The organism is Sphingomonas sp. Leaf62 (assembly GCF_001421915.1).
GTDB lineage: Bacteria > Pseudomonadota > Alphaproteobacteria > Sphingomonadales > Sphingomonadaceae > Sphingomonas.
On sequence record NZ_LMLN01000013.1, the window covers coordinates 184,894 to 197,831 of the forward strand.

Below are 12,938 nucleotides of genomic sequence, written 5' to 3' on the forward strand. Positions count from 1 at the left end.
CAGGCTCGAACCTGTGCTCGAAGCAAACGGGGAGAGGTTTAAGGAAGCGGCCCTCGCTCACGCAAACGCCGCCGCCCCCTTCAACTGCTGATACGCCGCGATCACCTTCTGCAACGCCGCCTCATGCTGCCGGTCACCGCCGTTGCGATCGGGGTGATAGCGCCGCACCAGTTCCGAATAGCGCTGGCGCAGGCCGGTCCGGTCGACATCGATGTCGAGCCCCATGACCTTCAGCGCCGACCGGTCGGCGGGGCTGAGCGACCGCCCGTCCCTGCGCTCGGCCCGGTTCACCCGCGCGTCGCGGAACTTCGCGCCGATCGCATCGAGCGGGTCGGCGAAATCGGCCCATGCCGGCCCCGGATCGACACCGGCCCGCGCAAAGGCGCGCGTCTCGCGGTCCCAACCGGCATAGGGGCGCTGCGCGTCGGTGATCTCCTCGGCGGTCATCCCCGCAAAATAGTTATACCCGGCATTGAACGCGCGGATATGCTCAAGGCAGAACCAGCGATAGGCGTTCGGCCGTTCGCCGCCCTGCGGTGCACCCTCGACCGGCGGCGCGCGAAATTCGCCCGCGTCGGTGCATCCGGGCACCTCGCACGGCCGGCCATTCGCCTCGACCCGCCCGTGGAACCGAGCATTGGGGCGATCCTTGCTGATCTTCTCGCGCGCCACGCGACTCCCTCTGGCAAAAGGGGCTATATAGGCGCGATGACCGACACCACCACCTTGCCGCTCGCCGATCTGATCGCCCGGCGGCTCCACGACGCCCTGTCCCCGACCCAGCTGGTCGTGACCAACGACAGCCACCACCATGCCGGCCATATGGGCGACGATGGCACCGGCGAGAGCCATTTTTCGGTCGACATCGTCGCGGCGGACTTTGTCGGCCAGTCGCGCGTTGGGCGGCAGCGGATGGTCAACCGGGCGCTTGCCGACCTGCTGGCCACCCGCATCCATGCGCTGGCGATTCGCGCCCGCGCTCCGGGAGACGGCGATTGAGTTACGACCTCTGGTACTGGCCGACGATACAGGGCCGCGGCGAATTCGTCCGCCTCGCGCTGGAGGGGGCCGGCATCGCCTATCGCGACCGTGCGCGTGAGGATGGCGTGGAGGCGATGCTGGCCATGCTGGAACGGCACCCGCGCCCGCCCTTCGCCCCGCCCTATCTCTCGCTCGACAATTTCGTCATCGCGCAGGTCGCCAACATCCTGCAATATCTGGGCGAACGCCATGGCTTGAGCCTGTCGAGCATCCGCGACCGGCAATGGGCCAATCAGTGGCAGCTGACCATCGCCGACCTCGTGACCGAAATCCACGCCGTCCATCATCCGGTGGCGACCGGCGACTATTACGAAGATCAGCAGGCGGAGGCGTTGCGCGCCGCCCGGCAGTTCCGGTCCGAACGCCTGCCCAAATTCCTGACCTATTTCGAAGACCTGCTCGGCGAGAACAACGATCCGTGGGCGATCGACCATCGCTGGACCTATGTAGACACCTCGCTGTTCCAGCTGGTCGAAGGGTTGCGCTACGCCTTTCCTAACCGGATGAAGGTGCTCGAACCCGGCCTGCCCCGGCTAATCGCGATCCGCAACGCCGTCGCCACCCTGCCCGGCATCGCCGACTATCTTGCCAGCGACCGGCGTATACCCTTCAATCAAGACGGAATTTTCCGCCACTATCCCGAACTGGACGCCGATTGATGGAAAACGATCGCTTCTTTCTGCAGACGATCCAGCCGATCACCCACGACCTTGGCGGGTTCAAGGTCCATCGCACCCTGCCGACGAAGACGCGGACGATGGTCGGCCCGTTCATCTTCTTCGATCAGATGGGCCCGGCCGAACTAGACCCGGGTCAGGGTATCGACGTGCGCCCGCACCCGCATATTAACCTGTCGACCGTGACCTATCTGTTCGGCGGCGCGATCGACCATCGCGATTCGCTCGGCACCTTTGCCCGGATCGAACCCGGCGCGGTCAATCTGATGACCGCCGGCCACGGCATCGTCCATTCGGAACGCTCGCCGGACGACGAACGCGCCGGCGGCCCGCTGCTCTCGGGCATCCAGACATGGCTGGCGATGCCCGAGGACCGCGAGGAAATGGACCCGGCGTTCGAGCATGTCGAGGCCGATCGCCTGCCGATCGTCAGCGGCAGCGGCGCGACCGCCCGCGTCGTGATGGGCGACCTGTGGGGCGTGTCGGCCCCGACCACCCAGTACGCCGCGACCATCTATGCCGACATCATCCTCGAATCGAACGGCGCGATCCCGATCGATGCCGGTGCCGACGAACGCGCGCTGTATCTGACGCATGGCGACGCGGCATTGGACGGCGTCACGCTCGACCCGATGACGCTCTACGTGCTGCGCCCCGGCATCGCCGCGACGCTGCGGTCGTCGTCCGGCGCGCGGGTGATGCTGTGCGGTGGCGAGGCATTCACCACCCCGCGCCATGTCTGGTGGAACTTCGTGTCCTCGCGCCGCGACCGCATCGATCAGGCAAAGGCCGACTGGAAAGCGGGCAACTTCCCCAAAGTCCCCGACGATGCCGAGGAATTCATCCCGATCCCCGAAATCCCCAAGACGGTCAGCTATCCGTGACCGCGATGCGTCGCATCGCGCTGTCGACCGGCGTGTCGCTCGACGTCGCGGTGGCGGGCGATGCGGGCGCGCCAGCGATGATCTTCCTCCACGGCTTCCCCGAATCGCACCGGACGTGGCGGCACCAGTTCGCCGAATTCGCGCGCGACCATCACGTCATCGCCCCCGATCAGCGCGGCTATGTCCGTTCCGACAAGCCGGCGGCGGTGGCGGACTATTCCCCCGACCGCATCGTCGCCGACCTGATCGCGCTCGCCGATGCGCTGGGCGTCGACCGGTTCACGCTGGTCGGCCATGACTGGGGCGGCGCGATCGCGTGGATGGCGGCGCTGCGCCATCCCGACCGGATCGAACGCCTCATCATTCTCAACGCGCCGCATCCGCTGGTCTTCCAACGCTCGCTGTTCGACGATCCCGAACAGCGCGCCGCCAGCCAGTACATCACGAAATTCCGCGACACGTCGATCGATCGCGGGCTGATCGGCAGCGGCCTCGAACATTTCTTCGCGACCGGTTTCGCCAAATTGGTCACCCGCGCCATCGCCGGGCCGGAAAAGGCCGCCTATCTCGACGAATGGTCGCAACCCGGCGCGATGACCGCGATGCTCAACTGGTACCGCGCCTCGGCGATCATCGTCCCCGCGCCCGGCGAAACCCCCGGGCGCCCGGCATGGATCGACGCCCCCTTCCCCCCGGTCACGCAGCCGACGCTGGTCGTGTGGGGCCTGCGCGACAAGGCGCTGTTGCCGGTGCAGGTCGAGGGGCTGGAGGCGGTCGTGCCCGACCTGACGGTGGTGAAGGTCGATGCCGGCCATTTCGTGCCATGGGAGGCACCGGAGGCGGTGAACCGGGCGATCAGGGGGTGGTTGCGCTAACGATCCCCAGAACTGCCCCCAACCGTTCGTGCTGACGGGGGCGACGCCGGCCACCCGGAAACGCTCGGCGTCGGCAACCCCCACCGTTCGTGCTGAGTAGGGACTGAGCGAAGTCGAAGGCCCGTATCGAAGCACTTGGTCAGCGGTCCTTCGATACGCCGCTTCGACAAGCTCAGCGGCTACTCAGGACGAACGGTCTGGGAAGCACGGCGAGGAAAGCCAAACTTCCCCACATCCACCCCGTTCAGTTCGAGCAGCTTCGAGCGAAGTCGAGAAGCGTCTGTCGAGAACCCGCCTGCTTGGGGCACCCCTTCTCGACTACGGTTCCCGACAAGCTCGAAGCAAACGAGGGCGGAAGGGTCGAGGGAACGCGAGAACCTACCCCCGAACCACCTTCGCCACCGAATCGAGCAAGCCATTCACGAACCCCTTTTCGCGCCGGTCGTAAAACGCATCGGCGACGTCCAGATACTCGCTGATGACCGCCGCCACCGGCACGTCCGGCCGCGCCAGCAATTCGTACGTGCCCGCGCGCAGGATTTGCCGCATCGGCTTGTCCAGCCGGTCGAGCGTCCACCCGGTCGACAGCTTCGATGCGATCATCGCGTCGATCTCTTCGCGGCGGGCATCGACGCCCTTGACCACGTCGTCGAAGAACTGGACGTCCGCCTCGGCATATTCGACGCCTTCGATCGTCGCGCCCAACCGGTGCTGGTGGAATTCGTGGAGCAGCGCCGGGATCGGCGTCGCTTCCATCTCATGCTGGTACAGCGCCTGAACGGCGGCCAACCGGGCGGCGGCGCGTGCCTGACGGGCACCGCGCGGGCGGGAATTCTTGCTGGTCATAAGCGCCGCCCCATAGCCGCTGTCGGCCGCCCAAGTCGAGGGGGCGCTTTCCTACAGCCCCCGATGGTGCCAGCGTCGCCGCGCTCTTTGAACCGTCCGCCTGTCCACCGCCCATGGTCCGACCGCCGCACGAATGCGTGGCGAGTGTGACTTTTGTGACCTTTGGCGGATTTCCGCCGTTTCGGAGCCCCGGTACGATGCATCGATCGACGCGACCACACCGTTCGTCACCCCGGACTTGATCCGGGGTGACGGGTCGTCAAACGCGTCTCTTTACAACCGGATCGCCACCGACTTCGCGTGCGCCGGCAGCCCTTCGGCCCCGGCAAGCGTCACCGCCGCCGGCCCGATCTTCGCCAGCGCCGCCGCGTCCAGCCCCAGAAAGCTCGTCCGCTTCATATAGTCCAGCACCGACAGCCCCGACGCGAACCGCGCCCGCCGTCCGGTCGGCAGCACGTGGTTCGGCCCGGCGACATAATCGCCGACCGCCTCCGGCGTGTACCGCCCGAGGAACACCGATCCGGCATGGCGCACCGCCCGGAACAGCGGTTCGGGATCGCCGACCGCCAACTCCAGATGCTCGGGCGCGAGCCGATCGACCAACGGGATCGCATCGGCCAGCGTCGGCACGATCACGATCGCGCCGTTCGCATCCCAGCTCGCCCGCGCCACCTGTCCGGTCGCGAGCTCGGCGATCTGGCCGTCGACCGCCTTGGCCACCCGGTCGGCAAAGCCGGCATCGTCGGTGAACAGGATCGACTGGCTGGTCGGATCATGCTCGGCCTGGCTCAGCAAGTCGGCGGCGATCCATTCGGGGTCGTTCTGCCCGTCGGCGACGACCACGATTTCGGACGGGCCGGCGACCATGTCGATGCCGACCACGCCGTATAGCTGGCGCTTCGCCTCGGCGACCCACGCATTGCCCGGCCCGGTCACGACATCGACCGCCGCGATCCGGTCGGTGCCATAGGCGAGCGCGGCGACGGCCTGCGCCCCGCCGATCCGCCACACTTCGTCGACCCCGGCCAGCGCGGCGGCGGCCAGCACCAGCGGATTGACCTCGCCCTTGGGCGTCGGCGTCACCATCACGATCCGATCGACCCCGGCGACCTTGGCCGGCACGACGTTCATCAGCACCGACGACGGATAGGCCGCCCGCCCGCCGGGGACATAGACCCCCGCCGCCGCCACCGCGCTCCACCGCGCGCCCAGCCGGACACCATCGGCATCGACCTCGTCGCGATCCTCGGGCCGCTGCTTCGCGTGATAGGCGACGATCCGGTCATGCGCGAGTTCCAGCGCCGCGCGCAGGTCGGGGTCGAGGCCCGCCAACGCCGCATCGCAAGTCGCTCGCTCGATACGCCAGCCGGTCGCATCCGGATCATGGCCGTCGAACTTCTCGGTAAATGCCCGCACCGCCGCATCGCCGTCGTCGCGCACCGCGCGCAGGATCGCGGTCACGTCGCGCGCCACGTCGCTGTCCGCCTCGCGCCGGGCATCGACCAGCGCCGCGAAGTCGGCGGCGAACCCTGCCGCGCTCGTATCCAGCCGGATCATGGCGCCACCGCCCGGCGGAACGCATCGACCAGCGGCACGACGGCCCCACGCGTCTTGAACGCCGCGCGATTGACGACCAGCCGCGACGTCACCTCGGCAATGGTTTCGACCTCGACCAACCCATTCTCCTTCAGCGTCCGTCCCGACGACACCAGATCGACGATACGCGGCGCGAGGCCCAGCACCGGGGCCAGCTCCATCGCGCCGTTCAGCTTCACGCACTCGGCCTGAACGCCCCGCGCCGCGAAGTGGCGCTGGGTGGTGTGCGGATATTTGGTGGCGATGCGGACATGGCTCCACCCGCGCGGATCGTCGGTCGCCGCGAGGCGCGCCGGTTCGGCGACCGAGATGCGACAATGCCCGATCTTCAGGTCGACCGGTGCGTACAGCTCCGAATAGTCGAACTCGGCCAGCACGTCAGACCCGACGATGCCCAGCTGCGCCGCGCCATGGGCGACGAACGTCGCGACGTCGAACGCACGCACCCGGATCAGGTCGATATCGGCGCGGTCGGTGCGGAAGCGCAACGCGCGGCTGTCGGGATCGCGGAACGCCGCTTCGGGCACGATGCCGGCGCGCGCGAGCAGCGGCATGGCTTCTTCGAGGATACGCCCTTTGGGCACGGCGATGATGATGGGGTCGGTCATGGGCGACTGGCGCTTTACTTGGGGCGCACGGCGGGCGCAACACGCGCCCCATGGCCGATGAACCGACGAATCGCCTCGCCTTTCGCCAGCAGGCGGCGTTCTGCGCCGCGATGGCGGCACCGATCACTGCCCGCGTCTGCGAAGCGCTCGCCACCGCGCTGACCCGTGACAGCCGGACCGGGCGGCGGGTGCTCGACTGGCCGGGCGATGCGATCCCCGACGCGCTGCCGCTGCGGCTGGTCGGGGGGCTGCATGCGCTGGCCCGGAGCGGCATCGATCGCGATCTGACCGCGCTGTTCGCTGGTGCCGGCGAGCCGAACGCGATCCTGCGCCAGGCGCTGGTCGAGCATGACGCGCTGCTGCTGCCATGGCTCGACGGCCCGCCGCAGACCAACGAGCCGATGCGCTCGGGCGTGCTGATGGCCGGGCTGCTGGCGGTCGCGCAGCGGCACGGTCCCGTCCTCGACATTCTCGAAATCGGGTCGAGCGCCGGCCTCAACCTGCTGATCGATCGCTACCGCTTCGATCTGGGCGGGGTGCGGGTCGGCCGCGCCGACGCCCCGGTCGCGATCGTCCCCGATTGGCGAGGCACCCCGCCCCCGGAGGTGCCGATCCGGATCGAACGGGTGCGCGGCGTCGATATCCAGCCGCTCGACGCCACCGACCCCGCGGTCGCGACCCGCCTGTCGGGCTATATCTGGGCCGACCAGCCCGAACGGCAGGAACGGCTGGCGGCGGCGACCGCGATGCTGCGCGCCGACCCGGTCGATCTGGTCGCGGGCGATGCCGTCGGCTGGCTGCGCGATCGCCTCGCCGAACCGCAGGCGACCGGCGTCACCCGCGTGCTGATGCACTCGGTCGTCTGGCAGTATCTCGGCGACGACCGTCGTGCCGCGATCCGGACGATGATCGCCGATGCCGCCGCCGTCGCCACCACCGACCGCCCGCTCGCCTGGGTCCGGATGGAGCCCGATCGCGTCCTGCAACGGCAGGAGCTGATCGTGCAGAGCTGGCCCGGCCATGGCGAACCGCAGATGCTCGCCACCGCCCATGCCCATGGGGCGTGGATCGCCGCGACTTGACCGAGGCCGACTTCCTCGCCGCGCTGCGCACCCTGCCGCTCCACCCCGGCGCACACGGCCTGACCGACGACGCCGCCCACCTCGGCGACCTCGTCCTGACCAAGGACATGATCGTCGCGGGCGTCCATTTCCTGCGCGACGATCCGCCGGCCGACGTCGCGTGGAAACTGGTCGCGACCAACCTGTCGGACCTTGCCGCCAAGGGCGCGGTGCCGGTGGGCGTGATGCTCGGGGTTCCGATCGGCGACGACGTGTGGGACCGCGCGTTCCTCGCCGGCTTAGACGACGTATTACGTGCGTTCGACTGCCCCCTGCTCGGCGGCGACACGGTGACATTGCCCGCCGGCAGCCCCCGTTTCCTGTCGCTGACAGCGCTCGGTCGCAGCGGCCGCGCCCCGCGCCGCGACGGCGCGAAGGCGGGCGATGCGCTCTGGGTGACCGGCACGATCGGCGATGCCGGCGCGGGCCTCGCCATCGCGCAGGGCGCGGCGGGGCCGACCACGCTGCTACACCGCTACCGCCGCCCGATCCCACGCCTTGCCGAAGGACAGGCGCTGGCACCACTCGTCCACGCGATGATGGACGTGTCCGACGGCCTGCTGATCGACGCGGCCCGCATGGCGGCGGCAAGCGGGCTGGCGGTGACGATCGACCTGGCGGCAGTGCCGCTGTCGTCGGACTTGCGGGCGTTCGGCCACGACACGCTGACCGCCGCCACGGCGGGCGACGATTACGAACTGCTCTTCGCCTACGATACCACGCCGCCGGTAGCAGCGACCCGGATCGGGACATTCGCCGTCGGCACAGGCCTGTCACTCGTAGATGCAGGCCACCCCGTCCCTCTCCCCAATCGACTAGGCTACCAACACTAAATCCTCCCCGAACCGGGGAGGAATTAACGGTTGCCTCCCCCGCCCATCGGCATAAGCTGCCCCGCTTCCAAGGGGTTCGACCCGACGAGACAGCCGGGCGGCCCCATGCAGGAGGGGTTGCGGATGACGATAGTCTATCTGGCCATGGCGTGTGGTGCGCTGGCCGTGTTGTACGGTTTGTTCACGAGTATGCAGGTGCTGCGCGCCTCGCCGGGCGACGCGCGGATGCAGGATATCGCCGCCGCGATCCAGGAGGGGGCCAAGGCCTATCTGGGTCGCCAGTATCGCACCATCGCCATCGTCGGCGTCATCGTCGCCATCATCCTCTTCCCCACGCTCGGGCCGCTGTCGACGGTCGGGTTCCTGATCGGCGCGATCCTGTCGGGCGTCGCGGGCTATGTCGGCATGGAGATTTCGGTCCGCGCCAATGTCCGTACCGCAGAGGCCGCGCGCGGCTCGCTGCAGGGCGGCCTCACCATGGCGTTCCGCTCGGGCGCGATCACCGGCATGCTAGTCGCCGGGCTCGGCCTGCTCGCGATCTCGGGCATCTTCTGGTACCTCGTCGCCATCGCCGGCCACGGTCCGGGCGACCGCGAAGTCATCGAGGCGCTGACCGCGCTCGCCTTCGGCGCATCGCTGATCTCGATCTTCGCACGGCTGGGCGGCGGCATCTTTACCAAGGCAGCCGATGTCGGCGCCGATCTGGTGGGCAAGGTCGAGGCCGGCATCCCGGAGGACGACCCCCGCAACCCAGCCGTCATCGCCGATAACGTCGGCGACAATGTCGGCGACTGCGCGGGCATGGCCGCCGACCTGTTCGAGACTTATGTCGTCACGATCGGCCTGACGATGGTGTCGATCGCGCTGCTGGTTCAGGCACCGCCCGCCGAACTGCTGCGGCTGATGGCGTTGCCGCTGATCGTCGGCGGGGTGTGCATCGTCACCTCGATCCTCGGCACCTACATGGTCCGGCTGGGGCGCGGCCAGTCGATCATGGGCGCGCTGTACAAGGGGTTCTGGACCACCGCGCTGCTGGCGGTCCCCGCCATCTGGTTCGCGGCCAGCTGGGCGCTGGGCGATCTCAACGCCGTGATCGGCGGCGCGGGCTTCCTCGATCCCGGCGGCGATACGCTGACCGTCGAGGGGGCGCTGGGGGCACAGGCCCCGGTCGCCGGACAAAGCTTTACCGGCATGGACCTGTTCTGGTGCATGATGATCGGCCTCGCGGTAACCGCCGCACTGGTGTGGATCACCGAATATTACACCGGCACCGCCTATCGCCCGGTCAAGTCGATCGCAAAGGCCAGCGTCACCGGTCACGGCACCAACGTCATTCAGGGCCTGGCGATCAGCCTCGAATCGACTGCATTGCCGACGCTGGTGATCGTGATCGCAGTGATCGCGTCGTACCAGCTGGCCGGCATCATCGGCGTCGCCTTCGCCGCCACGGCCCTGCTGGCGCTCGCCGGCATGGTCGTCGCCCTCGATGCCTATGGCCCGGTGACCGACAATGCCGGCGGTATTGCCGAGATGGCGAACCTTCCGGAAGAAGTCCGCCGTCGTACCGACGCCCTCGACGCGGTCGGCAACACGACCAAGGCGGTGACGAAGGGCTATGCGATCGGCTCCGCCGCGCTCGCCGCGCTCGTCCTGTTCGGGGCGTACACCACCGACCTGAAGCTGTTCTTCCCCGACCTGACCGTCGATTTCTCGCTGTCCAACCCGTACGTCATCGTCGGGCTGCTGCTCGGCGCGCTGCTCCCCTATCTGTTCGGGGCGTTCGGCATGACCGCGGTCGGCCGTGCGGCGGGTTCGGTGGTCGAGGATGTCCGCGCGCAGTTCGCCGCCGATCCCGGCATCATGGCCGGCACAAGCCGTCCGAATTACGGCCGCACCGTCGATATCGTCACCCGCGCCGCGATCCGCGAGATGATTATCCCCTCGCTCCTCCCCGTCCTGTCCCCTGTCGCGGTCTATTACATCATGACGTGGGTCGCCGGACAGGCGCAGGGGTTCGCGGCCCTCGGCGCGATGCTGCTCGGCGTCATCGTCTCCGGCCTGTTCGTCGCCATCTCGATGACCAGCGGCGGCGGCGCATGGGACAATGCCAAGAAATATATCGAGGACGGTAATTACGGCGGCAAGGGATCGGAGGCGCACAAGGCGGCGGTGACCGGCGATACCGTCGGCGATCCGTACAAGGATACTGCCGGCCCGGCGGTCAATCCGATGATCAAGATCACCAACATCGTCGCGCTGTTGCTGCTGGCGGCCCTTGCCGGACATACCGCCGGATAGGTTCCTTTGATCGATTGCGTCCCCCGTCCGCCGCGTTAGGATCGACGGCGGATGGGGGCGTCCAGTCTTGCCGGAACAGGTGCGCGGGGGGCGCATCCCGGCCGCCCCCGAACAGGGGGGTTCATGCGGTTCGTTGCGGCCATCGGCCTTGTCCTTGCCACCGTCGCTCCGGCACAGACGCCGCCGCCTGCGGACAAATCTGCCAAGGTCGATGCGGCCAAGGTCGATCCCGCCACGCCGGTCCCGATCGAGGCGTTCGCCGAACTGCCATCGATCGAATCGCCCAAATTGTCGCCCGACGGCACCCGCGTCGTCGCCAAGAGCGCGATCGGCGGCAAACAGGTGCTGGTGCTGTCGCAGTTGAGCGGCGATGCCCGCAACGTCGGGCTCGGCACGCCCGAGGATACCGACATCAACTGGTGGCGCTGGGTCAATGACGACTGGCTGATCGTCGGGCTGGGTACGCAGCAACTGCTCTACGGCAACGAATATTACGTCACCCGCGTGCTGAGCGTGAAGGCCGATTTCAAGACGACCCGTCGGCTCGACTGGGATAAATCGGGCCTGCGCGCCGACGACGTGCTGTGGGTCGCGCATGACGGCAGCCCGCGCATTCTGCTTTCGCGTCAGACGGGGATCGAAAACGAATCCGACTTCAACCCGACCGTGTTCGAAGTCGACGTATCGACCGGCAAATCGCGCCGCGTCGCCGATGGCCGCCCCAACGTCTATAGCTGGTATGCCGACGGACAGGGGCAGGTCCGTGCCGCCTATCAATATAACGACCAGTCGCGGCGCTCCGCGCTGCTGTACCGTGCGAACAATACCGAAAGCTTCCGTGTCATCGCCCGGCGCGAACGCAAGGACGACGACGGCCTGACCATCCCGATCACCTTCCGCACCGACGGCAGCGCGATCGCGCTGGACGACGAAGGCGGCTTCACCTCGGTCTATCAGGTGTCGCTGCCCGACCTCGCGCTGGAGAAGAAACTTTATTCGCTCGAGGGGTACGACGTCGACGGCATCATCGACAATGCCGACGAAAACGACGTCGCCGGCGTGACGGTGACCGAACGCTACGGACGGACCACATGGTTCGACGAGAAGTTGAAGACACTGCAAACCGACATCAACGCCTCGATCGGCGACCGTCGCGCGCGGATCGTGTCGTGGGACCGCAAGCGTGACAAGTTCCTGGTGGAGGTCGCGGCAGCCTCGCAACCCGGCGGCCTGTATTACTGGGACAGCGCGTTCAGCCGGATGCAGCGTATCGCGTGGAACAGCAAGACGTTGCAGAGCCGCCGCCTCTCGCCGGTCAGCACCATCCGCTATGCCGCGCGCGACGGAACCTTGATCGAGGCGGTACTGACCATGCCGCGCCACCGACTGAACCAGAAGAACCTGCCGCTGATCGTCCTGCCGCATGGTGGCCCGTCGGCCCGCGACAGCGAGGGCTGGGACTGGTGGACGCAATATCTGGCCGAGCTCGGCTATGTCGTGATCCAGCCCAATTACCGCGGATCGTCGGGCTATGGCACTGCCTTCGCCCGCAAGGGGGCCGGCGAATGGGGCCTGAAGATGCAGGACGATCTGAACGACGCGGTCACCCATCTGGCGAAGGAAGGGATCGCCGATCCCAAGCGCGCCTGCATGGTCGGTGCGTCCTATGGCGGCTATGCGGCGATGCGCGCCGCCCAGCGCGACGGCAAGTTGTACCGCTGCGCGATCAGCTATGCCGGCGTGTCCGATCTGGCAGCGCTGCGCCGCTATGACAGCCACTTCCTGAACGGCCGCACCATCGGCGACTGGCTGCGCAGCCAGGCACCCGATTTCCAGACGGTCTCGCCCCGCTTCCACGCCGCCGACTTCTCGACGCCGATCCTGCTGATGCATGGCAAGGTCGACAAGCGCGTGCCGGTCGCACAGTCGCGGATGCTTGCCGCCGAACTGAAACGGGCCGGCAAACCCTATCGCTATGTCGAACAGCCGCTCGGCGACCATTTCTTCTCCCGTGGCGAGGACCGGCTGCAATTTTTGCAGGAGATGACCGCGTTCCTGAAGGAGCATAACCCGGCCTGACTGGGCAATCCCCCACCTACCGTCACCCGAAGGCTAGACCCGGGGTAACGTGCGAGTGCGGACCACCCGCACCTTGCGCC

Annotated in this window: 12 protein-coding genes; 8 read left to right on the plus strand and 4 right to left on the minus strand. The window is 67.8% G+C overall.

The window, feature by feature from the left end:
• Window positions 1-57: 57 nt before the first annotated feature.
• Complete coding sequence (locus tag ASE91_RS08760) at window positions 58-672, minus strand: J domain-containing protein (RefSeq protein WP_056625071.1); 615 nt, start codon at window positions 670-672, stop codon at window positions 58-60.
• Window positions 673-708: 36 nt separating this feature from the next.
• Between ASE91_RS08760 and ASE91_RS08765 the strand changes: the two genes are divergently transcribed.
• Genes ASE91_RS08765 through ASE91_RS08780 form a run of 4 tightly spaced genes read left to right on the plus strand, consistent with a single transcriptional unit; the run spans window position 709 to window position 3,477 of the window.
• Window positions 709-999: a BolA family protein gene (locus tag ASE91_RS08765; protein WP_056625074.1), complete on the plus strand. Its 291-nt coding sequence runs from the start codon at window positions 709-711 to the stop codon at window positions 997-999.
• Complete coding sequence (locus tag ASE91_RS08770; protein WP_056625077.1) at window positions 996-1,700, plus strand: glutathione S-transferase; 705 nt, start codon at window positions 996-998, stop codon at window positions 1,698-1,700. The genes ASE91_RS08765 and ASE91_RS08770 overlap by 4 nt, the downstream gene beginning before the upstream one ends.
• Window positions 1,700-2,602 carry a pirin family protein gene (locus tag ASE91_RS08775; protein ID WP_056625080.1) on the plus strand — a complete coding sequence of 301 codons (903 nt, stop codon included), beginning with the start codon at window positions 1,700-1,702 and terminating at the stop codon, window positions 2,600-2,602. The genes ASE91_RS08770 and ASE91_RS08775 overlap by 1 nt, the downstream gene beginning before the upstream one ends.
• Before the next feature lie 5 nt (window positions 2,603-2,607).
• Window positions 2,608-3,477, plus strand: coding sequence for an alpha/beta fold hydrolase (locus tag ASE91_RS08780; protein WP_056625233.1), 870 nt, complete (start codon window positions 2,608-2,610; stop codon window positions 3,475-3,477).
• A 378-nt stretch (window positions 3,478-3,855) separates the two neighbouring features.
• Here ASE91_RS08780 and nusB read toward each other — a convergent pair whose 3' ends face one another.
• From nusB to hisG, 3 genes are all read right to left on the minus strand, one after another.
• Window positions 3,856-4,323 (minus strand): transcription antitermination factor NusB, encoded by a 468-nt coding sequence (gene nusB, locus ASE91_RS08785; RefSeq protein ID WP_056002116.1) that lies wholly within the window; start codon window positions 4,321-4,323, stop codon window positions 3,856-3,858.
• A gap of 273 nt (window positions 4,324-4,596) precedes the next feature.
• Window positions 4,597-5,880 (minus strand): histidinol dehydrogenase, encoded by a 1,284-nt coding sequence (hisD, locus tag ASE91_RS08790; protein WP_056625082.1) that lies wholly within the window; start codon window positions 5,878-5,880, stop codon window positions 4,597-4,599.
• Complete coding sequence (hisG, locus tag ASE91_RS08795; protein WP_056625084.1) at window positions 5,877-6,527, minus strand: ATP phosphoribosyltransferase; 651 nt, start codon at window positions 6,525-6,527, stop codon at window positions 5,877-5,879. The genes hisD and hisG overlap by 4 nt, the downstream gene beginning before the upstream one ends.
• 50 nt (window positions 6,528-6,577) lie before the next feature.
• Here hisG and ASE91_RS08800 point away from each other — a divergent pair, with 50 nt between their 5' ends.
• The 4 genes from ASE91_RS08800 (at window position 6,578) to ASE91_RS08815 (ending at window position 12,858) form a co-directional block, all read left to right on the plus strand.
• Complete coding sequence (locus ASE91_RS08800; protein ID WP_056625087.1) at window positions 6,578-7,609, plus strand: DUF2332 domain-containing protein; 1,032 nt, start codon at window positions 6,578-6,580, stop codon at window positions 7,607-7,609.
• Window positions 7,606-8,481 (plus strand): thiamine-phosphate kinase, encoded by an 876-nt coding sequence (gene thiL / locus ASE91_RS08805; protein ID WP_056625236.1) that lies wholly within the window; start codon window positions 7,606-7,608, stop codon window positions 8,479-8,481. Before ASE91_RS08800 ends, thiL begins: the two co-directional genes overlap by 4 nt.
• 123 nt (window positions 8,482-8,604) lie before the next feature.
• A complete protein-coding gene (locus ASE91_RS08810; protein ID WP_056625239.1) occupies window positions 8,605-10,779 on the plus strand; it encodes a sodium-translocating pyrophosphatase in 2,175 nt (724 codons plus the stop codon).
• 123 nt (window positions 10,780-10,902) lie between these two features.
• On the plus strand, window positions 10,903-12,858 hold the full coding sequence (locus ASE91_RS08815) for an alpha/beta hydrolase family protein (protein WP_056625088.1): 1,956 nt from the start codon (window positions 10,903-10,905) through the stop codon (window positions 12,856-12,858).
• Window positions 12,859-12,938 lie beyond the last annotated feature (80 nt).

Excerpts from the sequence above, each read along its gene's own strand:
- ASE91_RS08765 (WP_056625074.1), top strand. The coding sequence starts at position 709 with ATGACCGACACCACCACCTTGCCGCTCGCCGATCTGATCGCCCGGCGG.
- ASE91_RS08775 (WP_056625080.1), top strand. The coding sequence starts at position 1,700 with ATGGAAAACGATCGCTTCTTTCTGCAGACGATCCAGCCGATCACCCAC.
- ASE91_RS08780 (WP_056625233.1), top strand. The coding sequence starts at position 2,608 with ATGCGTCGCATCGCGCTGTCGACCGGCGTGTCGCTCGACGTCGCGGTG.
- nusB (WP_056002116.1), bottom strand. The coding sequence starts at position 4,323 with ATGACCAGCAAGAATTCCCGCCCGCGCGGTGCCCGTCAGGCACGCGCC.
- hisD (WP_056625082.1), bottom strand. The coding sequence starts at position 5,880 with ATGATCCGGCTGGATACGAGCGCGGCAGGGTTCGCCGCCGACTTCGCG.
- hisG (WP_056625084.1), bottom strand. The coding sequence starts at position 6,527 with ATGACCGACCCCATCATCATCGCCGTGCCCAAAGGGCGTATCCTCGAA.
- ASE91_RS08800 (WP_056625087.1), top strand. The coding sequence starts at position 6,578 with ATGGCCGATGAACCGACGAATCGCCTCGCCTTTCGCCAGCAGGCGGCG.
- ASE91_RS08810 (WP_056625239.1), top strand. The coding sequence starts at position 8,605 with ATGACGATAGTCTATCTGGCCATGGCGTGTGGTGCGCTGGCCGTGTTG.
- ASE91_RS08815 (WP_056625088.1), top strand. The coding sequence starts at position 10,903 with ATGCGGTTCGTTGCGGCCATCGGCCTTGTCCTTGCCACCGTCGCTCCG.